At 51.6% G+C, this 24763-nt stretch carries 26 protein-coding genes and 2 pseudogenes; 1 reads left to right on the forward strand and 27 read right to left on the reverse strand.

Going from position 1 to position 24763, the window contains the following annotated elements:
• The 21 genes and pseudogenes from AP057_RS12425 to AP057_RS12520 all read right to left on the reverse strand — a co-directional run.
• A partial coding sequence (locus tag AP057_RS12425) for a DUF6444 domain-containing protein (protein WP_235468421.1) occupies positions 1–433 on the reverse strand: 433 nt, incomplete at its 3' end.
• A 129-nt stretch (positions 434–562) separates the two neighbouring features.
• Positions 563–1042, reverse strand: a complete 480-nt coding sequence (gene rlmH / locus AP057_RS12430) for a 23S rRNA (pseudouridine(1915)-N(3))-methyltransferase RlmH (protein ID WP_020754209.1) — start codon at positions 1040–1042, stop codon at positions 563–565.
• A gap of 83 nt (positions 1043–1125) precedes the next feature.
• Positions 1126–1278, reverse strand: a complete 153-nt coding sequence (locus AP057_RS16545) for a CxxH/CxxC protein (protein ID WP_080706568.1) — start codon at positions 1276–1278, stop codon at positions 1126–1128.
• Between the two features lie 59 nt (positions 1279–1337).
• Positions 1338–2555: a S1C family serine protease gene (locus AP057_RS12435; protein WP_055358888.1), complete on the reverse strand. Its 1218-nt coding sequence runs from the start codon at positions 2553–2555 to the stop codon at positions 1338–1340.
• 101 nt (positions 2556–2656) lie between these two features.
• Positions 2657–3451 carry an MBL fold metallo-hydrolase gene (locus tag AP057_RS12440; protein ID WP_049625408.1) on the reverse strand — a complete coding sequence of 265 codons (795 nt, stop codon included), beginning with the start codon at positions 3449–3451 and terminating at the stop codon, positions 2657–2659.
• A 6-nt stretch (positions 3452–3457) separates the two neighbouring features.
• Complete coding sequence (locus AP057_RS12445; RefSeq protein ID WP_033016892.1) at positions 3458–4243, reverse strand: two-component system regulatory protein YycI; 786 nt, start codon at positions 4241–4243, stop codon at positions 3458–3460.
• Complete coding sequence (locus AP057_RS12450; protein ID WP_055358881.1) at positions 4230–5558, reverse strand: YycH family regulatory protein; 1329 nt, start codon at positions 5556–5558, stop codon at positions 4230–4232. The genes AP057_RS12445 and AP057_RS12450 overlap by 14 nt, the downstream gene beginning before the upstream one ends.
• Positions 5551–7380, reverse strand: a complete 1830-nt coding sequence (gene walK / locus AP057_RS12455; protein WP_049626067.1) for a cell wall metabolism sensor histidine kinase WalK — start codon at positions 7378–7380, stop codon at positions 5551–5553. The genes AP057_RS12450 and walK overlap by 8 nt, the downstream gene beginning before the upstream one ends.
• Positions 7381–7386: 6 nt before the next feature.
• Positions 7387–8100 carry a response regulator YycF gene (yycF, locus tag AP057_RS12460; RefSeq protein WP_049625405.1) on the reverse strand — a complete coding sequence of 238 codons (714 nt, stop codon included), beginning with the start codon at positions 8098–8100 and terminating at the stop codon, positions 7387–7389.
• Positions 8101–8556: 456 nt separating this feature from the next.
• Positions 8557–9843 carry an adenylosuccinate synthase gene (locus AP057_RS12465; protein ID WP_055358882.1) on the reverse strand — a complete coding sequence of 429 codons (1287 nt, stop codon included), beginning with the start codon at positions 9841–9843 and terminating at the stop codon, positions 8557–8559.
• Between the two features lie 153 nt (positions 9844–9996).
• A complete protein-coding gene (gene dnaB / locus AP057_RS12470) occupies positions 9997–11361 on the reverse strand; it encodes a replicative DNA helicase (protein WP_033016901.1) in 1365 nt (454 codons plus the stop codon).
• A gap of 111 nt (positions 11362–11472) precedes the next feature.
• The gene (rplI, locus tag AP057_RS12475; protein ID WP_033008865.1) at positions 11473–11922 is read right to left on the reverse strand and encodes a 50S ribosomal protein L9; all 450 of its coding nucleotides are present in this window, start codon (positions 11920–11922) and stop codon (positions 11473–11475) included.
• The gene (locus AP057_RS12480) at positions 11919–13895 is read right to left on the reverse strand and encodes a DHH family phosphoesterase (RefSeq protein WP_055358883.1); all 1977 of its coding nucleotides are present in this window, start codon (positions 13893–13895) and stop codon (positions 11919–11921) included. The genes rplI and AP057_RS12480 overlap by 4 nt, the downstream gene beginning before the upstream one ends.
• Positions 13896–13942: 47 nt before the next feature.
• Entirely contained in the window at positions 13943–14869 is a 927-nt protein-coding gene (locus tag AP057_RS12485; RefSeq protein WP_033016903.1) for a YybS family protein, read from the reverse strand.
• Positions 14870–14947: 78 nt separating this feature from the next.
• Positions 14948–15184: a 30S ribosomal protein S18 gene (rpsR, locus tag AP057_RS12490; RefSeq protein WP_008880812.1), complete on the reverse strand. Its 237-nt coding sequence runs from the start codon at positions 15182–15184 to the stop codon at positions 14948–14950.
• A gap of 41 nt (positions 15185–15225) precedes the next feature.
• The gene (gene ssb, locus AP057_RS12495; RefSeq protein ID WP_033016904.1) at positions 15226–15720 is read right to left on the reverse strand and encodes a single-stranded DNA-binding protein; all 495 of its coding nucleotides are present in this window, start codon (positions 15718–15720) and stop codon (positions 15226–15228) included.
• A gap of 29 nt (positions 15721–15749) precedes the next feature.
• Positions 15750–16037 carry a 30S ribosomal protein S6 gene (rpsF, locus tag AP057_RS12500; RefSeq protein ID WP_033008861.1) on the reverse strand — a complete coding sequence of 96 codons (288 nt, stop codon included), beginning with the start codon at positions 16035–16037 and terminating at the stop codon, positions 15750–15752.
• 259 nt (positions 16038–16296) lie between these two features.
• Positions 16297–17397, reverse strand: a complete 1101-nt coding sequence (gene ychF, locus AP057_RS12505; RefSeq protein ID WP_033008860.1) for a redox-regulated ATPase YchF — start codon at positions 17395–17397, stop codon at positions 16297–16299.
• Positions 17398–17464: 67 nt separating this feature from the next.
• Positions 17465–18079, reverse strand: a pseudogene (locus AP057_RS12510) (molybdopterin-dependent oxidoreductase); the annotation flags it as partial.
• Between the two features lie 157 nt (positions 18080–18236).
• Entirely contained in the window at positions 18237–18434 is a 198-nt protein-coding gene (locus AP057_RS12515) for a DUF951 domain-containing protein (protein ID WP_033008859.1), read from the reverse strand.
• 19 nt (positions 18435–18453) lie between these two features.
• Positions 18454–19353 (reverse strand): mechanosensitive ion channel family protein, encoded by a 900-nt coding sequence (locus tag AP057_RS12520; RefSeq protein ID WP_044743675.1) that lies wholly within the window; start codon positions 19351–19353, stop codon positions 18454–18456.
• A gap of 187 nt (positions 19354–19540) precedes the next feature.
• Here AP057_RS12520 and yyaC point away from each other — a divergent pair, with 187 nt between their 5' ends.
• Complete coding sequence (gene yyaC, locus AP057_RS12525) at positions 19541–20161, forward strand: spore protease YyaC (protein WP_033016907.1); 621 nt, start codon at positions 19541–19543, stop codon at positions 20159–20161.
• A gap of 134 nt (positions 20162–20295) precedes the next feature.
• Here yyaC and AP057_RS17110 read toward each other — a convergent pair whose 3' ends face one another.
• The 6 genes and pseudogenes from AP057_RS17110 to rsmG all read right to left on the reverse strand — a co-directional run bounded on the left by AP057_RS17110 (position 20296) and on the right by rsmG (position 24740).
• A complete protein-coding gene (locus AP057_RS17110) occupies positions 20296–20403 on the reverse strand; it encodes a DUF554 family protein (protein ID WP_369813963.1) in 108 nt (35 codons plus the stop codon).
• A gap of 242 nt (positions 20404–20645) precedes the next feature.
• A pseudogene (locus AP057_RS12530) lies at positions 20646–21236 on the reverse strand (DUF554 domain-containing protein); the annotation flags it as partial.
• Positions 21237–21294: 58 nt separating this feature from the next.
• A complete protein-coding gene (locus AP057_RS12535; protein WP_033014251.1) occupies positions 21295–22155 on the reverse strand; it encodes a ParB/RepB/Spo0J family partition protein in 861 nt (286 codons plus the stop codon).
• Positions 22148–22909 carry a ParA family protein gene (locus tag AP057_RS12540; protein ID WP_033010849.1) on the reverse strand — a complete coding sequence of 254 codons (762 nt, stop codon included), beginning with the start codon at positions 22907–22909 and terminating at the stop codon, positions 22148–22150. Before AP057_RS12540 ends, AP057_RS12535 begins: the two co-directional genes overlap by 8 nt.
• Before the next feature lie 127 nt (positions 22910–23036).
• Positions 23037–23882 (reverse strand): nucleoid occlusion protein, encoded by an 846-nt coding sequence (gene noc, locus AP057_RS12545; protein WP_033014250.1) that lies wholly within the window; start codon positions 23880–23882, stop codon positions 23037–23039.
• Positions 23883–24023: 141 nt separating this feature from the next.
• A complete protein-coding gene (gene rsmG / locus AP057_RS12550; RefSeq protein WP_033014249.1) occupies positions 24024–24740 on the reverse strand; it encodes a 16S rRNA (guanine(527)-N(7))-methyltransferase RsmG in 717 nt (238 codons plus the stop codon).
• Positions 24741–24763 lie beyond the last annotated feature (23 nt).

Consider the following 24763-nt stretch of genomic DNA (forward strand, 5'->3'; position numbering starts at 1 on the left):
CCACAGGAGGGACATCAAACACTTGACGGATATCGACTTTGAACGGTTTGACTTCACGCAAAGAAGCTCCACATCCTTGACACGTATGCACACGGTGGACGACACGATGATGTGGATGTTCCACTTGACGGAGCGTCTTCCCCTCATGTCCCTCTTGCCCACCAGGCTTTTTGCCAGACGGCTCGCGGGAGGAACGCTTTTTCTCAAAACGGTCAGAAGATGGGGGCAAATGGCTATTGGAGCTGTTTTTTTTCGTGCGTGCTTCCAGCTCTTGAACACGGTACTTCAGTTGTTCATTTTCTTTGCGTAGCTGTTTGTTTTCTTTCAACAGTTGCTCAATGACTTGTTGCTGGTGAGTAATGAGCTGCTTTTGTTGTTGGACTTTGCCGATTAAGCTCTCAACTGTAAATACAGCTTGTTGTACCGTCAACATGTGATTCACCTCCTTGTCTATCAATATTCACATCATGGACAGGAAAAGCAAAAAATATTCAGCTCACTTTATGATGTGGCTGAATAGTTACCTTAATCCCTAAAATTATTCAAATTAAAAAGTTTACCGTTACTTATGGTACGGCTCCCCCCGATTGATCCGAAATGCGCGGTAAATCTGCTCGAGCAAAATGAGACGCATGAGCTGGTGAGGAAACGTCATTTTCGAAAACGACAACGCCTCGTCAGCGCGCGCCATCACTTGTTTGCTTAAGCCAAGCGAGCCGCCGATGACGAACACTACCTTGCTTTTGCCATAGGTGGCGAGCTCATCGAGACGGGCGGCAAATTGCTCGGACGATTTCATCTTTCCTTCAATCGCAAGCGCGATGACGTGGGCGTCATGCGGAATTTTCGCCAACAGCCGCTCGCCTTCCCGCTGTCTGATTTGCTCTTCCTCAAGTTCGCTTGCCCGTTCGGAGGTTTTTTCATCGGCGACCTCAATGATCTCAATTTTTGCATATGCGGACAGACGCTTTGTGTACTCATTGATCCCTTGAATTAAATATTTTTCCTTCAATTTGCCCACAGCAGCAATGGAAATATGCACACATCATCCCCACCTTACAAACAACTTATCAACAATATTTATCCACATATACACAACACATATCCACATATTGTGCAAAAACATCAGCATCCTACGGCATAGACAGCCTTTTTCTTGCAAAAACGGCACAGTTTTTCGCTGTTATCCACAAACATGACATCAGGGGCCTGCTCCGTCTCATCCACATATTCGTCAATGGCCATATCGATGTGCTCCTCACATGTGAATATCATCATTCTCGCTCCTTTCCTTGTGGAAAAAAGAAGGAGCGTTTCCGCTCCTCCATCGTTTTCGTTTAATACGACTCACGCGCCAACTTCATCGTGACCGTGCGTTTTTCCCCATCACGATAAAACGTGACTTCCATCCGGTCGCCGATCGATTTTTTCGTATACAAATATTTGCGCAAGTCGAGCACATTGCGGATTTTTTCGCCATCAAGCGCCACGATGACATCAAACTGTTTTAAGCCTGCCTGGGCGGCTGGCGACATCGGCACGACTCGGATGACCGCGGCCCCTTCTGTTACATTCGGCGGCAAATGAAGCGTCGCCTGCAAATGGTACGATGGGATGTCGCTCAGCGAGCGAAGTTCAACGCCCATATATGGACGGCGCACTTGTCCGTATTTTTCCAAGTCCGAAATGATCGGAATGGCTGTGTTGATCGGGATCGCAAATCCGATGCCTTCAACCGCCTCTTGGGCGATTTTCATCGAATTAATGCCAATGACTTGCCCTTTGATGTTGACGAGGGCGCCGCCGCTGTTGCCCGGGTTAATGGCTGCGTCTGTCTGCAATACTTCCGCATTCCAATCCGGAGCGCCGTCCTGGTCCAAGTCAACTTCCACCGTCCGGTTCGTCCCGGAAATAATGCCTTGCGTCACCGACCCGGCGAACTGCAGGCCGAGCGGGTTGCCGATGGCGATGACCGGCTCTCCTGGCTTTACCGCGTCGGAGTCGCCGAACTCAGCCACCTTTTTCACATGCTTTGCATCGATTTCCAGCACAGCCAAGTCCATTAGCACATCGCTGCCCAGCAGCTTCGCTGGCACTCTCGTCCCATCTTTGAGGCTCACTTCGAGCTGACTGGCGTTTTCAACAACATGATGGTTCGTGACGATAAACGCCCGTCCTCCCGCTTTCTTGTAAATGACGCCCGATCCGACGCCAGCCTCGCCTCCTTGCGACCAGAAGCTGGTTTCTTGAATGTTGACAACGCCGACAACCGCATCCGATACTTGGTCGATCGCCTTTGTCACCGCCGTCGTCACATCGACGGAAACGCTTTGCCGAACCGCAGGAGCTTCACTTTCCCCTTCCGGCTTCCCTCGTTCCTCTTGCGACGGCACGATGTCGTACGGGAGGACGTCCCAACGGGAAAACGCCGGAATGGACATGAGGACAAGCAATCCTCCTAACACAGCGCCGACAAGCGTGGACAAAAACGAACCGCTGCGCCGTTTCCGTCTCGTTTGCCCGTGCGCTTCGTAATGGTCATCGTAATATCCCACATTCACCACCCTTTCCACATTCGTCTTCATCCCTCATTATAATCATCAATAGAGAAAAAAATCCAACAAACACATTTTCCCCAGTTTAGCCAAAACGCCTCTCATACATACGCCAACGCGGTCGCCCGACGGGGATCGGTGTCGTATAAATGAAAGCGGGCGCCGACTGCCAGCCCTCTTTGTTCCAATATTTGCGCCACAGTCATGCGCGCCAGCTCTTTCATATTGTTATCTTGACTTAAATGAGCCAAATACACTTGTTTTGTCCGCTCCCCGATCACATCGGCAAGCGCCAGCCCTGCTTCCTCGTTCGAAATATGGCCGACATCGCTTAAAATGCGGCGCTTGACGCTCCACGGATACCTCCCCATCCGCAGCATCCCGACGTCGTGGTTGCTTTCAAACACGAACACATCCGCATTTTCGATCGTCTTTTTGATCCGCTCGCTCACGTAGCCGGTGTCGGTGAGCAACGCAAGCTTTTTTCCCCCGTAGTGAAAGACGTAAAACATCGGTTCAACCGCATCGTGAGAGACGCCAAACGATTCGACATCCACATCGCCGAACGTCCTCACCGCGCCGAGTGGAAAGACAAATTTTTGTTCGGCCGGAATGTCGCCGACGACCTGTTCCATCGCCCGCCATGTTTTTTCATTCGCATACACAGGCAGGCGGTATTTGCGAGCGAGCACCCCAAGCCCTTTAATGTGGTCGCTATGTTCATGGGTGACAAGCAGCCCATCAAGCTCCTTTGGATGGCGGCCGATTTCGGCAAACAGCTGCTCAAGCTGCCTGCCGCTCAACCCGGCGTCGACGAGCAAGCGTTGGCGGTCCGTTTCAACGTAAAACGCGTTGCCGGTGCTGCCGCTGGCCAGTACACTAAATCGCATCGTCATTCAAGCTCACTCCAACACACTTCCTTCATCGGTAATGACTTGTCCTTCAAACGCATTCACAAAATAATCTTCTTTCCGATTGACGACGATATGCCATGTCGGCGTCAACACTTGGGAAGCGGTAAACTGGACGAGGCCATAGTAGCCAAGCTCCACTTTCGTGACGCGGTCGCCCGGCTGCAAATATCCTTTCCGGTACAGCGTCTCAAGAGCTTTAATGGCCGGAACGATGTCTTGTTTCCGCTCGTATTTTTCCAAGTCATCGAGCATCGTCTGTTCATAAGAAACCGCTTTTTGCTGCTTATTGACATGAATGATGAGCTTGCTGTTTTCGTTGCCATAAATCATTTTGCCTTCGTACACTTGGTAACAAATTACCGTTCCTTCCCCTTCATCAAATGACCAAAGGGCGTACTGCTCCCCATCCAAAATATAGCGCCGCAAAAACTCGCGCAACTGGTACGGGTCGCTGACATTTAAAGCAATGGGATGGAGAAACGTTCCTTTCAATTTCGTTTCTCCTTCTTCGATTTTTGCTTTTTGCGCGGACAGTTTTTTCGTATCGGCGGCGGTAAACTCTCGGCTTTTGCCGCTGACGTACGCCGCTTTCGTCACTTCTTTCGGCAGCTCCACATACGTGATGCCGTTCGCTTCGAGCTGCTCTTCAATGGTCGTTTCCAAAATGACATCAAGCTGGCTGCTGTTTCGTTTTTCCATAAACTGATACACTAAAAAGCAGTCGAGGATGAGGAACACAATGATGAAAATCGTCTTCGTTTTACTCCAATCCATTCGTTCCCCCTCCTCCGCCGTCCCCATCGTCGCTCACTTTTTTCCACGTTTGCTCGTACAAATAAAACCACGCCGGTTCCAGACGAATCACTTTCTCCCGTTCCGGATCTTTGACGAGCTCGTAGCCGATGGCGATATCTTTCACGAGCGATTTACGAACGCCTTTCGCTTGTTCAAGCTGTTTGACGATCTCACGGCCGGACGGCAGCGTTTTCGGGGTTCGGGTGCGGTCGGGGATTTCCAGACGGAAGAGCGGACGCTGATATTTCATTAAATCGCTCGCCCCCCACGTCTCCACGATTTCCGACATGCCGTATTCATTAAAAACCGGATACCCGTTGACAACAAGCCGGAAAATGACTTTCCGATCTTCTTCACTCCAACGGGCAAAATGGTATAAATCAGTCCAGCCGCCATGTTCATTGACAAAATCAATGCTTTTTTGAATGAAGTGAGTTTCTTGATCAGTTTGGCCCATATTGGAGACACGGGCTGCCGGATTGACATACAGCAGCATGCGCTGAAAGAAATCGACGTCCATCAGCCGCGAACCATCGGTGTACTCCTCGCCAAACGGAATCAAGTCCTTTTTCACAAAGCTCGGGTCGCTAAACAGCGCTTCTTTAAACTTATCGGCGTCCAACTCATCGGTGTAGTATTGCAAACTGCTAAGCTCCACTTCTTTTTCCGGCAAATAAAGCTGCTTCGTCTCGCTGACCGGATAAGCGAAATAACGGGGAAAATGGTTGGCCTCCTTCGCCAGCCGGCTGATGGCGTCCTGCGAAGCGTCACTGGCGATCGCCTTATAAATTTTGTGCTTATCGGTTGCGATAAAATAGACTGGGAATTTATCCCCTTCACTGAATGGAACGAGAATGCGGTCAAATGCCAAGCCATCAAGCCCTCTATCTTCCACCGTGAAGATCAACCGGTAAATATCGATCGGCAGCTCGTCTGGGTAAATGATTTCCAGCCGCTCTTTTCCGTCTAAAAACGACAAAAACTTTCCTTGCGGGACGGAAGATGAAATGTTCTCAAAATCGTCGAGCGCCCATTTTTTGACTTCTTTCAGCACTTCATTTTTCTTTTCCTCTTTCGTGAGGGCGTAGTGGGCTCCGCCTTTATGGATGAGCACCTGCTTTGGCTGCACGACCATCTCCGTATCAACTTGCGTATTGCTGACGGAAACGTGCTGAATATACTCGTCGTTTTGCAGCACGTCATATTTAGGATGATACGTCCATAAAGCAAACGTCATCATAATGCTGATGAGCACAAGCGACGTCAACACAACTGTTTTGATCGCTTCATACATCGTACCAGTCATCCTTTTGCTCCCGTTCTAGCGGCAGCGTAAAATAAATCGTCGTCCCTTTATGTTCTTTGCTTTCCGCCCAAATCGTCCCGCCATGGGCGAGCACGACTTCTTTGGCAATGGCCAGTCCGAGGCCGGTGCCGCCCAATTTGCGCGACCGCGCCTTATCGACCCGGTAAAAACGCTCAAAAATTTTCGCCAAATCGGCCTTCGGGATGCCGACCCCTTCGTCGCTGACGCTGACAATGATCTCGTCGGCCAGCTCGCGGACGCGGAACGTGATCGTCCCGCCTTGCGGAGAGTATTTCAACGCATTGGAAATGATGTTGTCCAATACTTGTGTGATTTTGTCCTCATCCACTTCGATGAAAATCGCCTGGCGCGGAATTTTGCGAACGAACCGGATGTTATCGCTTTTTGTCAGTTCAAACCGGTCAATCACTTTATGAAAATAAGCCGAAAAATTGATCCATGTCTTTTTCAGCTTGTAATCTTTGCTGTCGAGCTTCGACAGATGAAGCAAGTCGTTGACGAGCCGAATCATGCGCTCCGTTTCATTTTGCACGACTTGAATGAACCTTGGAGCGATGTCTTTATCTTGCCAGGCGCCATCCGCCAATGCCTCTAAATAGCTTTTCATTGTCGTCAAGGGCGTGCGCAGCTCATGCGAGACATTGGCGACGAACTGCCGCCGCTCGCGGTCGATTTTTTCGTGCTCGGTGATGTCGTGCAAAACGACAATCAGCCCGTTGACAAACCCGCCCTCTTTTTGAATGACCGATAGTGACGCCCGCAAAATGTACAATTCCTCATCGGTGCTGAAATCCAAAATGAGTGAGTCGCGTTCCTCGAGCAGCGTTTCAAACGTATATTGGTCAGCGATGCCGAGCACGTCGACGATCGAACTCGACAGCACTGTTTCACGTGAAACATTCAAAATGTTTAACGCCGCATCATTAATGAGAATGACGCGGCCGCGGCGGTCGGTCGCGATCACGCCATCGGTCATGTGCGTCAACACCGACTCAAGCTTGCGCCGTTCGCCTTCCGTTGTCGCCTGCGCTTCTTGCAGTTTTTTCGTCAAGTTGTTAAAGGTCATCGCCAGCTGGCCGATTTCATCATAGCCGTACACTTTGACTTTGCGGGAAAAATCGCCCCTTGTCATCGCCAGCGCTTGCCGGCGCATATCGGAAATCGGCCGGGTGATGGTGCGCGACAAAAAAATGCCGAGCACGGCGGTAATGACGAGCGCGATCCCCGTCCCAGTCGCCAAAATCATGTTGATTTGCCGCATTTGCGAAAAGACGTTTTCCATTGAGGCAATAACGTAAATGACCCCTTTGACTTCCCCGCTCGTCTTAATCGGAGTCGAGGAAATGTACATACGATGGCCTGTCCTTGAATCAAGCATCATCCGGTCGACAGTTTCGCCGGTGACGAGCGAACGCTTCACGTAAATCTCCGTCGTCCGCTTCCCGACGATGTTTTGCATATACGGATTCGACGTCGCCAACACCTTCCCTTTGGCATCAATGACGCGCACTTCGGAAATATCTTGGGAAGCGAAATCATGAAGAAGCGAACGGATGTCTTCTTCCAATGTCGGGCTTTTTTCATCGCGCTCCCGATTCATTGCCTGCTCGACGTTATAGGCGAGCAGCGTCACCCGTTCGTTCAGTGAGTTTTTGAAATTTTGCACAAGCTCCGTTTCCAACTTACGGACAAAATACACGCCGATGATTTGCATGGCGACAAGAATGAGCAGCACATAAATAATAACAAACTTAAAGCGGATCGAACGAAATGGCCCTACTTTTTTCATGCCGACTCATGACTCCTGTTCCGGGTTGCGCAAATAATAGCCGACGCCCCGTCTTGTGACGATCCACGACGGATGGGAAGGGTTGTCTTCGATTTTTTCACGCAGCCTTCTTACCGTCACATCGACCGTGCGCACATCGCCGTAATAGTCGTAGCCCCAAACCGTTTGCAGCAAGTGTTCGCGCGTCATCACTTGGCCGATATGTTTCGCCAAATAGTGGAGCAGTTCAAATTCGCGCTGGGTCAACGCGATCGTCTCCCCCCGTTTTTGCACGACGTACGCATCTGGACGGATGACAAGCGGCCCGATGACGATTTCATTCGTTTCATTCTCCACTTCCTCTTGGTTGGCTGTTTGCGCATGGCGGCGCAAGTTCGCTTTGACTCGCGCCAGCAGCTCGCGCGTGCTGAACGGCTTTGTCACATAATCGTCCGCCCCCAGCTCCAAACCAAGCACTTTATCAATCTCGGAATCTTTCGCCGTCAGCATGATGATCGGCATGTCGTATTTTTTCCGCACCTCGCGGCATACTTCCATGCCGTCTTTCAGCGGCAGCATAATATCCAATAAAATCAAATCCGGCATCGTTTCTTCCACTTTTTGCAGCGCTTCCTCGCCGTCATAGGCGCAGATGACTTCGTACCCTTCTTTTTGTAAGTTAAATTGCAAAATATCGGCAATCGGTTTTTCATCGTCAACAACTAAAATGCGTTTTTCCATCTCGCTCACGCCCTTCCTTTTGCGATGGAATGCTATCATTATTAATTTACCACGTTATAAAAACGAAATCATCCTTTGCCCGCTGCCATTTTGAGGAGCAAACCATATATATAGATGCAATTTGAAGATTTACCATTTGCAGCCTTTATCGACTGTCAGGCGACCGAACAACGCCGCTTCACAGACCCATATATGGGTCTGTGAAGCAGGTGGTTGTTCGGTCTTCCGTCACGCCTTGGCGTGACGGGGCAAGCCTATGGCTTGCCTTCGACAGTCAAAAATGGATGAGCCACTTTTCCGCCAAGGATATGTTAAACGATTTCGTTGCATCTATACAGTGAAAAGGGCATAGACGCACGCGCATGACACCGACCACGGACGGAACCGCTTTTCCTCCGCGAATGAAAAAAGCATAGACGCATGTGCATCTATGCTTTGGTGTTCACCGCTAGCCGCTTATGCATAAACGCTGCGGACGACGTTCGTTTGCGAGCGGTCCGGACCGACAGAGAAAATCGAAAGCGGGATGCCGGTGAGTTGGGAAATGCGTTCGACATAGTGGCGGGCATTGGCCGGCAGCTCGTCCAAGCTTCTCGCCCCGGTGATATCTTCCGTCCAGCCCGGCAGCTCTTCGTAAATCGGCTCGCATTCCGCCAAAACTTTTAAGCTGGCTGGAAACTCCTCGATCACTTCACCGCGATATCGGTAGGCGACGCAAATTTTCAACGTTTCAATGCCGGTCAACACGTCAATCGAATTGAGCGACAAGTCGGTGATGCCGCTCACCCGGCGGGCATGGCGAACGACGACGCTGTCAAACCAGCCGACGCGGCGCGGACGGCCGGTTGTCGTCCCATATTCGCGGCCCACTTCACGAATGCGGTCGCCGATTTCATCATGCAGCTCGGTCGGGAACGGCCCATCGCCGACGCGCGTCGTATAGGCTTTTGCCACTCCGACGACGTGCTTGATTTTCGTCGGGCCAACGCCAGCACCGATCGTCACCCCGCCGGCCACCGGGTTGGAAGACGTAACAAACGGGTACGTCCCTTGGTCGATATCGAGCATGACGCCTTGCGCTCCTTCAAACAGGACGCGGCGTCCTTCATCAAGCGCGTTGTTCAATACGACCGATGTATCACAGACGTATTTTGCGATTTGCTGGCCATACTCGTAATACTCTTCAAAAATGTCCTCGAAGCGGAACCCTTCGGCACCGTACACTTTTTCGAACAACATGTTTTTCTCTTCCAAGTTGCGGGCCAGCTTTTCCGCAAACACATCGCGGTCGAGCAAATCGATGATGCGGATGCCGATGCGCGCTGCTTTATCCATGTACGCCGGCCCGATTCCTTTTTTCGTCGTGCCGATTTTATTGGTGCCTTTCCGCTCTTCCTCAAGCCCATCCAATTTCAAATGATACGGCAAAATGACATGGGCGCGGTTGCTGATGCGCAAATTATCGGTCGAAACGCCGCGCTCATGCAAATAGGAAAGCTCGGCGACAAGCGCTTTCGGATCAACGACCATGCCGTTGCCGATGACGCAAATTTTGTCTTTATAAAAAATGCCCGACGGGATTAAGTGAAGCTTATACCGCTCTCCGTTAAACACGATCGTGTGTCCGGCGTTGTTCCCTCCCTGGTACCGGGCAATGACTTCCGCGTTTTCCGATAAAAAGTCTGTAATTTTCCCTTTTCCTTCATCGCCCCATTGCGTGCCGACAACAACGACTGACGACATGGCGAGCACCTCCAGTTTCCTCGGTCTAAACATTGTCAGTGTATCAGTTTTTCGGTGCAAAGTCAATGAAACACGAACATTTTAAACAGTTATAAACTTTTTTGTTCGTCTATTAAACCCGAAAGGAGGCGCCTGCCGCCAACGTGAGCCGGTTTACGCCCCCGGCGGAATTTGCGCCTCATCGAAGCGGCGCTCTAGGTTGACAAACTTATTATACTCTTTAATAAAAGCGAGCTGCACCGTTCCGACTGGACCATTGCGCTGTTTGGCAATAATGATTTCAATGATGTTTTTGTTCTCAGAATCTTTGTTGTAATAGTCATCGCGGTACAAAAAGGCGACAATGTCGGCGTCTTGCTCAATGCTTCCGGATTCACGAATATCGGACATCATCGGCCGTTTGTCTTGGCGCTGCTCGACGCTGCGCGACAGCTGCGACAAGGCGATGACCGGCACTTCAAGCTCGCGGGCGAGCGCCTTCAGCGAGCGGGAAATTTCCGATACTTCCTGTTGGCGATTTTCTTTGCTACGTCCGCTCCCTTGAATGAGCTGCAAATAATCGATGACAATCATGCCGAGCCCGCTTTCCTGCTTAAGCCGGCGGCATTTGGCGCGAATGTCGCTGACGCGGATGCTCGGCGTGTCGTCGATATAAATGCCGGCGTTCGATAAACTCCCCATCGCCATCGTCAGCTTGCCCCAGTCTTCCGGCGTCAATTTGCCGGTGCGCAAGTTTTGCGCGTTAATGTTGCCTTCTGCACAAAGCATCCGCATCACCAGCTGCTGGGCGCTCATCTCCAAACTGAAAATGGCGACATTTTCATTCGTTTTCGTCGCTACATTTTGGGCAATATTTAAGGCGAACGCTGTTTTCCCAACCGACGGCCGGGCGGCCACGATAATCAAATCGCTCCGCTGAAAACCGGACGTCATCCGGTCAAGCTCGGTGAACCCGGTCGGGATGCCGGTGATTTCCCCATCCCGGTTATGGAGCATCTCAATATTGTCATACGTTTGCACGAGAATGTCCTTAATATTTTTAAAGGCGCCCGAATGCTTCCGTTGGGAAACCTCCATAATTTTGCGCTCAGCTTCATCAAGCAAAACGTCGATCTCGTCTTCCCTTGTATATCCGTCTTGCGCGATCGATGTCGCTGTGCGGATGAGGCGGCGCAGCACCGATTTTTCCTCGACGATGCGGGCGTAATATTCGACGTTGGCCGCTGTTGGCACGGCGTCGGCGAGCTCGCTTAAGTAGGAGACGCCGCCGATTTCCTCAAGCTGCTCGGAAGCGGCGAGTTCCGCCGTCACCGTCACCAAATCGACCGGCTCCCCCCTGTCGGCGACGCGAAGCATGGCGTGAAAAATTTTTTGATGGGCTGCACGGTAAAAATCCTCTGGGATTAAAATTTCCGAAGCAGGCACTAACGCAGCGGGATCCAAAAATACGGCGCCAAGCACCGCTTGCTCAGCTTCAATGCTTTGTGGAGGAATTCGTTCTGAAAACAGCTCGCTCATCGTTTCACCACCTTTTCCCCCGTTGTATCTTTCTCTGTTGCAGCTAATAAGCAAAGGAGCCCCGCCGCAGCGGGCGGGGGCATCTTCGCTTCCTGAAATGAGACGTCGCCGTTATTTTTGTTCTGTCACATGCACTTTCAGCGTCGCCGTTACCTCTGGGTGGAGTTTCACCGGCACGTTCGTGTATCCAAGCGCGCGAATGGCATCGGCAAGCTCAATTTTGCGCTTGTCGAGCTTCAAGCCGTGTTGGGCTTGCAGCGACTCGGCGATTTGTTTGCTCGTAATCGAGCCGAACAAACGGCCGCCTTCGCCTGCCTTTGCTGGAATGGTTACTGTCAGCTTCTCAAGCTGTTCTTTCAATTTTTTCGCATTCGCCAGCTCCTCGGCCGCCTGGCGCTGCTCTTTTTGTTTTTGCGCCTCGAGCGCTTTTAAATTGGCTGGCGTCGCTTCAATGGCCAGCCCTTGTTTAAATAAGAAGTTGTTGGCATAGCCGTCGGCGACATTTTTGATTTCCCCTTTTTTCCCTTTTCCTTTGACATCCTTTAAAAAGATGACCTTCATGATGGCTTACCCCCCTCAAAATAGTCATGAATGGCTTCCCGCAGTTGCCGCTCCGCCTCTCCGACCGTCACCCCGGACAGTTGGGCGGCAGCATTTGTCAAATGTCCGCCCCCGCCCAACTTCTCCATAATGACTTGCACGTTGATGTCGCCAAGCGAGCGGGCGCTGATGCCGACCGTCCCATCTGCCCGCTTGGAAATGACGAAAGAGGCGGCGACGCCGCTCAGCGTCAGAAGCGTATCGGCGGTTTGCGCGATCAACACTTGATCGTGCACCTCGTTCTCGCCCCCCTTGGCGATGGCGATGCCGTGTTCATCAATCACCGTCCGCTCGACCAATTTCGCCCGTCTGACGTAATTCGTTACGCTTTCCCGCAGCAATTTTTGCACAAGCACCGTATCCGCTCCTTGGGCGCGCAAATACGACGCCGCATCGAACGTGCGGGAACCGGTGCGGAGCGTAAAACTCTTTGTGTCAACGACGATGCCGGCAAGAAGCGCCGTCGCCTCCAGCATCGACAGCTTCACCCGCTTCGGCTGGTACTCAAGCAGCTCGGTGACCAATTCCGATGTCGATGAAGCGTACGGCTCCATGTAGACGAGAATCGGCGCTTCAATAAACTCTTCGCCGCGACGATGATGATCGATGACGACGATATGATCCATGCGGTACAGCAGTCGTTCTTCAATGACAAGCGACGGACGGTGCGTATCCACGACGATGAGCAGCGTATCTTCTGTCACGAGCTCAAGCGCCTGCTCCGGTTTGATGCATCTCGACCATAAATCAGCATGTTTTCTCATTTCTTCGAGCAGCCGTTGCGCACCTGCATCCGTTTTTGCCTGGTCAACAACAATAAACCCTTCCTTTTGGTTTGATTGAACGACCTTTAAAATGCCAATCGCCGCCCCGAGCGCGTCCATATCCGGATATTTATGCCCCATAATGAGCACCCTATCGCTTTCAGCGATGAGCTCGCGAAGCGCATGGGAAATGACGCGGGCACGGACGCGTGTCCGCTTTTCCATCGGGTTCGTTTTTCCGCCATAAAACTTCACTTTTCCGTTTCCGTGTTTGATCGCTACTTGATCGCCGCCGCGCCCGAGCGCCAAATCCAAGCTCGATTGCGCAAGCGTCCCAAGTTCTGGCAGTGGGGATACGCCGGCGCCAATGCCGATGCTCAACGTGAGCTGGGCTTGGTGTTTGGCCGTCTGCTCGCGCACCTCATCCAAAATAGAAAATTTGCTTTTTTCCAACCGGGTCAATATGTGCTCATTCAATACGGCAATGAATCGATCCGACGACGTTCGCTTTAAAAAGATGCCGTAATCGTTCGCCCATCGGTTCAACATAGAGGTTACAAGGCTGTTCAATTGGCTTTTCGCTTGATCGTCCATCCCTTGCGTAATTTCATCATAATTATCAAGAAAAATGATCGCCAGCGCCAACCGCTCTGCCTCATATTGCCGTTTCAGCTCCATATGCTCTGTAACATCGAAAAAGTAAAGAAGCCGTTCGTGGCGGCGGACGATGACTTTCAGCTGTTTTCCGTTCAGTTCCATAATCTCCTCGTCCGCCTTTCCTTTTTTGACGAAAGCGGCCAACGGTTCGGACAGCTCGGCAAGCGAGCGGCCAACCAACGTCTGTTCCTTAAAGCAGGAGGCTAAAAACCGGTTCGACCATTCGATTTTCCCTTCCTCATCGATGAGCATGATGCCGATCGGCATCTGCATAAGCGCTTCCTCGCCGACTTTCTTCACCCGATACGACAGGTTGGAAATATATTGCCCCAGCTCTTGATACAAAGAGCGCTGTGACCAAATGACATAATAAAGCGTAAACCCAACGGTGAGAAAGCCGATCAGCCCAAGCAGCCAGTGGAAATAAAACAGGCCGGCCGCCATGAGCACCGCCAAGGCGGCTAACGCATAGGATGGATAGCGGTATGCTTTCCTCTCGTAAAAATGGGACATTCAAGTCAGCTCCTACACTGAAGAAATGGCTCACCTTATCCAATTATTTATAGGCGGCGGCGCAAATCAAATCCTAAATCAATTATACCGAATATCGCCACAAGATAAAGTAGAAAAGGCAGGAATAAACAAACAACCGTCCCAGCGATCACCACGCCTTTCGCAATGCCTTTTTTGTAGGCGGCGTAATACAAAAACGAAAATCCTTGTACTGCCATGGCAAGCTGCAGCACATAAGAGAGGTTCAATACAGCAATATAAGGGAAAGTTCCCTCGGCAAACGGAAACATGGAAAGAACAAGCACCATGATGTATATCCATAGCACGCTTTTTGGCAAGGAGAGCTCACGAAACGGCGGCCACGTGCCGACCGGGAGCTTCAGCCGCTTCATAATGGGCAGCGAGACCATGATGGTCACGTAGGCGAGCGCCAACGCAGCGATGACAAACAGCGTCGGAACCATGTAGCCGATCAGTTCGATTCCTTGTTCAAGCTGCTTTTGCATCCCAGCTGGCGGCTTTTGGCCCATCGCTTCCATCATGCGCATCGCCGTATCAAACGACTCGCGCACTAAACCAAGCGTATCCCGGATCATGTCAACTTGGAAAAATTGAATCGAAATGATGTAATCAAGCACGATGTTGGCTAAAAACACGAGGGCGCCGACAAGCCAGATGAGATAGCGGTTTTTCTGTTTCGCCAACATCGCGCCGACCGTTATGCCAACAGTGCCAAACATAAGCGCCATCGGCAGCGACAAAAACGAACCGATAAGGCTGGAGACAACGAGAGCCGCAACGAGCAGCAACCAGGCAGGGGCAAGCCCGTGACGCATCGTAAACACCATAAATGGAAGCGCTAAAAACAGGGCAGCGACAAAGCCGATCACCGGCACGTACAACGCCATCAAAAACAAAACGGCAAACAGCGCGAGTTCGATGGCTGCTTCAGTGAGGGCGTGCGTTTTCCGCAATGAACGTTCTCCTTTCCATCTAGTTTACTCAGCATAAATAGAAAAAGCAGTAAGGTCCCCCTTACTGCTTTTTTCAGCTCACTCATCGGCAACGTACGGCAACAGCGCCATTTGGCGCGCCCGTTTGATTGCGACCGTCAGTTTGCGCTGATATTTCGCGCTCGTTCCCGTCACACGGCGCGGTAAAATTTTGCCGCGTTCAGAGATGAATTTTTTCAGCAAATCAACGTCTTTGTAGTCGATGTGCGTGATGTTGTTTGCCGTGAAATAACATACTTTGCGGCGTTTGCCACGACCGCCTTTCCGTCCTGCCATGCTTCGTTCCTCCTTTCCGCTTCTATCGTTTCCATGATCGTTCAAAACGGTAAATCATCGTCGGAAATATCAATCGGCTGGCCGTCATTGGCAAAAGGATCTTCGTCGAGGAGGCCAACCCCTTTCTCGCTTGAATGACGGTGGTTCTGATCTTGTCCGAATGGGAACGGATCCCCATAGTATCCGCCTGCTGCTGCCCCACGCTGCTCATTGCTTCCTTTTGGCTCAAGAAATTGGACGTTGTCAGCCACCACTTCCGTCACATACACGCGTCGGCCTTCCTGGTTTTCATAGCTGCGGGTTTGCAGCCGGCCGTCAACCCCGGCCAAGCTCCCTTTTTTCAAGAAGTTGGCGACGTTTTCCGCTTGGCGGCGCCAAACGACGCATTGAATAAAATCCGCCTCCCGCTCGCCCTGCTGATTCGTAAACGGGCGGTTGACCGCGAGCGTGAACGTGGCAACAGCCACTCCGCTTGGAGTGTAGCGCAACTCCGGATCTTTCGTTAACCTGCCGACCAAAATGACGCGGTTAATCATCAGAACCACCTCGTACCATATACAAAAAATTATTCTTCTTCTTTCACAACGATATGGCGGATAATGTCTTCGCTGATGCGCGCTAAACGGTCAAATTCTTGCACCGCTTTCGGCTCTGCCGTGACGTTGACAATCATGTAGTAGCCGTCGCGATACTTTTCAATTTCATAGGCTAAACGGCGTTTGCCCCAATCCGTCACATTCGTAATCTCCGCACCGTTTTCTTTCAACACGTTGTTAAACCGCTCGACGAGAGCTTGTCTTGCTTCATCGTCCATGTTCGGGCGGATGATGTACATGATTTCGTATTTTCTCACGCTCGTCACCTCCTTTTGGTCTAAACGGCCCTTCCCGTCGAAGGGCAAGGAGCAATAATCATTACTCACATTCGTTGATTATACCATGACTGGCGGCAATAAGCAAGGCTATTCCGCTTCATTCCGATGACGGAAACATTCGCCAGAATTAGCACTGGAAGTTCACCACGCCGCCAACCATTTTCCTTTCTCCGCGGCATTGCACATGGAACTCACGCAGTCTGCCGCCCCTTGGCCGCGGACTCTGTCGACAATGGCGTTACACATTGAACCGGAAGTGCATGATGTCGCCGTCTTGCACTTCGTAATCTTTCCCTTCCAGCCGCACTTTGCCGGCTTCGCGCGCCGCCGCCATCGAGCCGGCAGCGACTAAATCGTCGTATGAAACGGTTTCAGCGCGAATGAACCCGCGCTCAAAGTCAGAGTGAATAATACCGGCGCATTGCGGCGCCTTCATCCCTTTGCGAAACGTCCATGCCCGCACTTCTTGTTCACCGGCGGTAAAAAACGTCGCCAGCCCAAGCAAGCTGTAGGCGGCGCGAATGAGCTGATCGAGGCCGGATTGTTCAATGCCGAGCTCTTGCAAAAACTGCTGTTTTTCCTCATCGCTGAACTCGGCGATTTCTTCTTCAATTTTTGCACAGACGACAATCACTTCCGCATTGTCGCTTTTGGCAAACTCACGCACTTCCGCGACGAACGGATTGCTCTCCGGATCAGCGACATCGTCCTCGCCGACATTGGCGACATAAAGCATCGGTTTGGTCGTCAGCAAGTGCAGCTGCTTGACGACTTTCATCTCTTCATCGGCAAACTCGATCGTGCGCGCCGGCTTTCCGGCTTCGAGCGTCTCTTTCAGCCGCAGCAAAATTTCGTATTCAAACGCCGCCTCTTTGTCTTTTTGCTTGGCGATTTTGCCCACCCGCTCCATTCGTTTGTCGACCGTCTCCAGGTCAGCAAAAATAAGCTCTAAGTTGATCGTTTCAATATCGGCGAGCGGATCGACTTTGCCGGCGACGTGGGTGATGTTTTCATCGCTGAAGCAACGGACGACTTGGCAAATCGCATCAACTTGGCGAATGTGCGACAAAAACTTGTTTCCAAGCCCTTCCCCTTTGCTTGCTCCTTTCACGATCCCGGCGATGTCGGTAAACTCAAAAACCGTCGGCACGGTCCGCTTCGGCCGGAACATGTCGGTCAGGACGGTCAACCGCTCGTCCGGCACTTCTACGACGCCGACGTTCGGTTCAATCGTGCAAAACGGATAATTGGCCGATTCGGCACCTGCTTTTGTAATGGCGTTAAACAACGTCGATTTGCCGACGTTTGGCAACCCGACGATTCCTGCTGTCAATCCCATTCGTTCCACTCCTCTTTCCCGTTCGCATCTTCCCTCATTATATGGGCTGGCACAAAAAATGACAAGCTTCAATGCGCACAGTTTGCAGCGCCGGAACGAGAGGGGAATGCTGAGAATGGTTGGAACGGAGCGGATGGATCGTCAACAACCGGTACGGATACTTGGCGGCCAATGCCGGATGAGCTTCTTCCGACTCAGCCGGGTACATGATTTGCAGCCGGCCGTCCATTCCTTTTTGCCGGGCAATGTTCGAAGTGAATTCATATTTGCCGCTTGGCGTTTGGAAACGGCGGTCATGCCATGGCACCGGCTCGACGGGCAGAAGAACGCGATGCTCGGCTTTGATCCGCTCGAGCGTAATCCCGTGTGTTTCCAACGGGCGCAGCGCCATGGCGAGAAACTGCTCGCGCGTATAGGCGAACGCATCGCCAAAGCCAAGCCGTTTGGCCAGCTCCGTCCAAATCCAAAGATCAGGCTTCGCATCGCCCGGCGGGTCGACGAGCTTCGGCCCGTAATTCAAATACGCATGGTACATTGACGAACAATAAACGTCTTCTTCCTCAAACGAAGCCGCAACCGGAAGGACATAATCAGCAGCGGCGGCGGTATCAGTCATAAACTGTTCAAAGACAACAACAGTGTTGACCGAGGCAAACGCCTCTTTCATTAAATTCGTATTCGGGCTGACGCAAAAGCCCCTTTTTGATGAGATGCAACCGAAGTATGGGAAAGAGACCCCCTCCTGAAACCCTTGGCTTTACCGGATGTTTCGTGGCGGTCTATGTTTCCATGCTGCTCCAGATAGGAGCGTTACCGCTCTTTTGGATCAGCCCCTTTTGTCATTCTTCATGCCTGACTAACACTTTTTTCATTTTGCGAATAAACTCTTTGCGCGGCAACAGAACGCTGTGGGCGCACCCCTCGCATTTGATGCGGATATCCGCGCCTAAGCGGATCACTTTCCAACGGTTCGTGCCGCACGGGTGCGGCTTTTTCATCTCAACGATATCATACAAGCCAAATTCCTTCTCTTCCATCTGCTCACCTCCATGATTGTCATGATTTCTGCCCTTGCCATTTGGCATCAAGCGGCTCCTCTCCGCTTCGCCGATGCAACACGAACCTTGGGTATGCCATTTCGATTCCGCGTTCGTCTAAAAGCATCTTTACTTCTTTGCGGATGGCTCTTGCCACACCGACATGGCACATCGGCTTCGTTTCGCATGTAATACGAAGCACCATTTCCGAGTTCACTAAGTTTTGCACGCCAAGCAACTGCGGCGGTGCGACCATATCCTCGTATTTGTCCGGCAACTGCGGCAGCAGTTCACGAATCGCTTTTTCCGCCTCTTCAATATCTTCTTCATAGGAGATGCTGATGTCCACTACCGCCAAACTGTTGTGAAGTGAATAGTTCGTCACTTGCGTAATGCTGCCGTTAGGCAAAATATGCACTTCTCCCGTCCAGCTTTTAATTTTCGTCACCCGAAGCCCGATCTCTTCCACATACCCTTCAAAATTGCCGATGCGGACGTAATCGCCGACCGCAAACTGGTCTTCAAAAATGATGAAAAACCCGGTGATGATGTCTTTTACTAAGCTTTGCGCCCCGAAGCCGACGGCCAGGCCAACAACCCCGGCCCCAGCCAACAACGCTTTGACCGGAACACCAAACGTATCTAAAATCATCAACAGCGCAATAAAATATAGTACGTACGTAATCACATTGTCTAACAGCCGCGTTAACGTCATCTCTCGCCGTTCCGAAATGCGGATCGGTGCTTTCTCCCGCACTTTGAACATATTATGAACGGCTATTTTCAACACTTTCACTGCTGCGGCGCATATGAGTAGGATAAGAACAATCTTAAGCGCCCCTGTTCCAATTCGAAGCCATAGCTCCTCATTCGTCAACAGCTCGAGCAGCCGGTTAACCGTTTTTTCCATCGCATTCAATGTTGACGACACCTCAACCTTTTTCTATTCTGCGCTTTTATTTTAACAAGATGGACCGCCGATTTGTAGTCAAATGCAGGCAACGGGCGAAAAAGAAAAGACAAGAAAACAAACATCGAGATGTATATGATTCTTTTATTTTCCGTATACTGTTAATAATTTTGAACCGAAAGTAGGAGTGAATCGCATGAGCATACCGTCGATATTTTTCTCTTCCCGGGAAGAAAGGAATCGCGTTTTTTATGATGAACAGGGGGCGGCATCGTCCATCGCCTGGCGAATCACTTCGCTGCTTCCCGATCCGCTCGTTCAACCGATTGCCGTCGTCTGCATCGGCACGGACCGTTCGACCGGCGATTCGCTTGGACCGCTCGTCGGCACGATACTGAAGGAGAAGCCATTGGCCCGTTTTCACGTATACGGAACGCTTGAAGAGCCGATTCATGCGGTCAACTTGGAAGAAAAAGTGGGGGCCATTCAGCTGATTCATCGCGATCCGTTTATCATCGCTGTCGACGCTTGCCTCGGACGGTTGAAAAGCGTCGGGGCCATCACCGTGTCGAAAGGGCCGGTTCGCCCCGGAGCCGGAGTGAACAAGCAACTTTCCCCTGTCGGCGACGCCCATATTACTGGAGTCGTCAATGTGAGCGGGTTTATGGAATTTTTCGTCTTGCAAAATACGCGTCTTCATCTCGTCATGAATATGGCGAAAACGATCGCCAACGGCATTTATGAAGCGGAGCGGCACATCATCCGCAAAGAGCGAGCCACCCAACCGCTTCTGAAAGACCGGCATTCCTTATGGTAAACAGCAAAATCCCCTCTCATCCGGCTGTTGTTCTTAAAGAGGGGATTTCTTTTGCGCGCCTTGAACGCCCGGTTTAGGCGCTCCCTCTGCACGGACGTCGTTTGTCCGCTCTCGGCCGAAGAGGCGGCCGTCTATTAGACGAATGAAAGAACACACACGGCAGCCGCCACGACAAGAATGCTCGGCAGCAAATTCGCCACGCGAATGTTCGTCAAACCGAGCATATTCAGCCCGATGGCCATAAGTGAACTACCCACCACCTACGCTTCGCTTAGAGGTGGGGGCTTCAAGCGACTTGTGTGTGTTCGCTGAACGGTAAGCCACACACAAGAACCCTTTACGCTTCCCTTCGTTCCGAAGGTGTCCGTTCTAGCCATATTCTATCCTATTCGTTGGCTAACGCCAACCGAAATTCATCTCCCACTTTCACTGGTGCTGGCGCACCTTCACGTTTAGAAGTAGGAGACTTCTTTCGGAGGGAAGTTAAAATTCCGCCGGTGGCCGTTGATTCCGCGATGAATGAATCCAGCACTTCCCTTGGCACGAACCGTTCAATTTGCGTGGCCAGCAGCGCGATGCCGCCTTCGTACAGGACAACGGGCAGGGCGGAGAACATGACGCCGATGCCGAGCGTCGTCGTCAAAATGACGCTCGCAAAGCCGTCTAAAATCGCCTTCGTATACAAGACGCTATGATCGCCGCGCAGTCCGCTGTCAAGCGCCCCAACAATCGCCATCGCCCCGATGACAAACAACAGCGTCGCGCTCACAAATCCTTTGGCACTGCCGCTTTCTCCGCTGCCGCCGACTTTCTTTTCCAGCCATCGTCCGAGCCGGTTCAGCTTTTCCTCCCAATTCCACCATTCGCCGAGAATGCCGCCGAAAACAAGGCTGAAGATGACAATGAGAAACTGTTCGCTTTTCATTCCCATTTGGATGCCAAGGAGCACCACCGCCAGCCCGATTCCTCCCATCACCGTCTCTTATACCCGTTCGGGAATGCGGTGAAACCATTTTCCAATCAATGCCCCGGATACAATGCTGAGCCCGTTCACAATCGTTCCTAGCAATACCATGATGTTCAACCCTCTCTAGCTCCAGCAAAAATAAACCGGCCCTTATTGCCAGACCGCTCTACTCGTCGAACTGCACATCAAGCAGTTCCAATATTCTTTGCAAGTCTTCCGGAGAAAAAAACTCGATTTCAATTTTCCCCTTTTTCTTCGTCTGTTTGATCGTGACGTTTGTGCCGAATTTTTCGCGCAACAGCGATTCGCTCTCACGGAGAAACACGCTTTTTTCCGGCGGTTTCCGTTTCGATGTTTCACGTGAAACATTTTCGTTGATTTGCCGGATCAGTTTCTCGAGCTGGCGGACGTTCAGCCCGTCGCGGACAATCCTCTCGATCACGAACTTCATTTTGCTTTTTTGCTTCAGCCCGAGCAGCGCACGTCCATGGCCCATTGACAGCGTTCCATCGGCAAGCAGTTTTTGCACGTCGGGAGGAAGCGACAAGAGGCGCACATGATTGGCGACGTGCGGGCGGCTCTTTCCGACGCGGCTGGCGACTTCCTCCTGGGTCAGATGCAGTTTGTCCATCAACATTTTATAAGCCATCGCTTCTTCAATCGGGTTCAAATCTTCGCGCTGCAAGTTTTCCAAAAGGGCAAACTCCATCATTTGTTCATCGGTCAGTTCGCGCACGACGACCGGCACAAACTGCAGGTTCGCCTCTTTTGCCGCCCGGTAGCGCCGCTCGCCGACGACAATTTCAAACCCTTTGACCGACTGGCGGACGATGAGCGGCTGCAAAATGCCGTGCTGCAAAATGGACTGTTTTAACTCTTCGATCGTTTCGGGCTGAAATGTTTTCCGCGGCTGGTATGGATTCGGATGAAGGACATGAATGCTGACCTCCTGCACCACTCCCTCTTTTCCGTCGAGTTCGAGGTTGTGAAACAGCGCATTAATGCCTTTACCAAGACCTTTAGCCACGCTCAAGCACCTCCTTCGCCAACTCTAAATACACTTCCGCCCCCCGCGATTTGACATCGTACAAAATCACCGGCTTGCCGTGGCTTGGCGCTTCGCTCAGCCGCACGTTTCTCGGGATGATCGTTTCGTACACCATTTCGCGAAAATACTTTTTGACCTCCTGAATGACTTGCAACCCTAAATTCGTCCGCGCATCGAGCATGGTCAACAAGACGCCTTCGAGGCGCAAATTATAGTTTAAGTGGCGCTGCACAAGCCGAATCGTGTTCAGCAGCTGGCTGAGCCCTTCAAGCGCATAATATTCGCACTGGACGGGAATCATGACGGAATCGGCCGCCGTCAGCGCATTCAGCGTCAGCAGCCCTAGCGAAGGGGGGCAATCGATAATGATAAAGTCGTACATGGCTTTCAGCGGCTCAAGCGCATTTTTGAGCCGGATTTCTCGGGAAATGACCGAAACAAGCTCAATTTCTGCACCGGCAAGTTGGATCGTCGCCGGGATGACATATAAGTTTTCAATGTTCGTCGGCCGAATGACCTCTTTCGCCTTCATATCGCCAATAATGACATTATAAATGCATTCGTCGACATCGCCTTTTTCAATGCCGATGCCGCTTGTCGCGTTTCCTTGCGGATCGGCGTCAACGAGCAGCACTTTTTTTCCGAGATGCGCCAAACAGGCCGACAGGTTGACAGCTGTTGTCGTTTTTCCGACTCCGCCTTTCTGATTTGCAATAGCAATGACTTTGCCCACGGTGCCACCTACCTCTATTCCTTACTCGTAAATTCTATTTTACCATGAAAAAAGGAAAATGACTTTGTTTTCTGAAAGAAAAAAACCTCATCAGCTGCGCTTGATGAGGCAAAAGGCGACTTGATGATTATTTTTTCGCGATGCGAATCGTAATTTGATAGTAATCGTCAAATTCCTCTTCTTCGGAATGGACGGATACGCCGCTGTTTTCCACCATGGAGAGCGATTGGCGGATCGTGTTGACGGCGATACGCATATCGCGGCTGAACGCCTTCCGTTTCGGCTTCGGCTTTCGCTCGCCAGCCTCGAGCATCTTGACGACCCTGTCTTCCGTCTGCTTGACGTTGAGCTGTTTGTCGATGATTTCTTGCAACAGTTTCAGCTGTTTCTCTTTATCTTTCAACACAATTAACGCGCGTGCGTGGCGCTCAGTGATCGTCCGCTGCAACAGCGCCTCTTGCACTTCCTGAGGGAGTTTTAGGAGACGCAGCTTGTTGGCGATCGTTGATTGCCCCTTGCCAAGGCGCTGGGCGAGCGCCTCCTGCGTCAAATCGTGCAGCTCGATCAGCCTGGCGTACGCCATCGCCTCTTCGATCGGCGTCAATTCCTCGCGTTGTAGGTTTTCGATGAGGGCGACGGAGGCGGTTTCTTTGTCGTTTAAGTTTTTCACAATAGCGGGGATTTCCGTCCAGCCAAGCTTTTGCACCGCCCGCCATCTCCGCTCGCCGGCAATGATTTCAAATTGGCCGTTTCCGCATTCACGCACAACGATCGGTTGAATAATGCCATGCGTGCGGATCGTCAACGCCAATTCATCGATTTTCTCCTCATCGAACACAGCGCGCGGTTGGAAACGGTTTGGAATAATGCTGGAAATGGGAATATGGCGCACTTCTTCCCGGTCTTTGTCTTCTCCCATTTCTTCTTGCTCTTTTTCTCCAAAGCTGAACAAGCGCGAAAACGTATGCTTCATCCCCCTACACCACCTTTGGACATACTTGGCCGATATTCTCTGTTTTGCCCGGCATACGCCGCTGCTTTAGGCCGTCTTTTGTTTCCCTTGGCATAGGACGCAAAGCGGAGGGACGGACCCCCGCGCCGTCTGCAAGGGGTTTTATTGAATCGGTTGTTTGCTCGGTATTCCCGGCTTGCGCGGATATCGAGCCGGCGTCTTTTTCGTTTTGCGGACGAAAATGATCGTCCGTTCGCCCTCTTCGAACGGCAGCATGAACGTTTCCACCGCCGCCACCTCCCCGCCAAGCACAGAAATTGCCTTCTCCCCCTCTTTCAGCTCTTCCGGCGCTGAGGCAGCTTTCATCGCAATGAATGTACCGCCTGTCTTCACAAGCGGAAGACAAAGTTCAGCAAGCACCGGCATGCGCGCCACCGCTCTAGCCGTGACGACATCGAACGATTCGCGCATCCCCTTTTGGCGGGCGAACGTCTCGGCGCGGTCATGGTACAGCGCTACATCCGCAAGTTCCAGCTCTGCTGCGAGATGCTCCAAAAAGCGGATGCGCTTTTGCAGCGAATCGACGATCGAGATGCGCAGCTGCGGAAAGCAAATTTTGAGCGGAATGCTCGGAAACCCCGCCCCGGCGCCGACATCGCAAAGCGATATAGGCGCGGAAAAATTGTAATAGAAAGCCGGAGAAACCGAATCAAAAAAATGCTTTACATAGACGCCGGGCTTGTCCGTAATGGCAGTCAAATTCATTTTCTCATTCCATTCCACAAGCAGTTCATAATAGCGTTCAAACTGCGCAAGCGCCCGGGAAGAGAGGGAAATCCCTCTCTCTTCGAGCATGGATTGAAATTGTGTCGCCTCCATATGCCAATCCTTTCCCTCATGAT

Source organism: Geobacillus sp. Sah69 (genome assembly GCF_001414205.1).
Lineage (GTDB): Bacteria > Bacillota > Bacilli > Bacillales > Anoxybacillaceae > Geobacillus > Geobacillus stearothermophilus.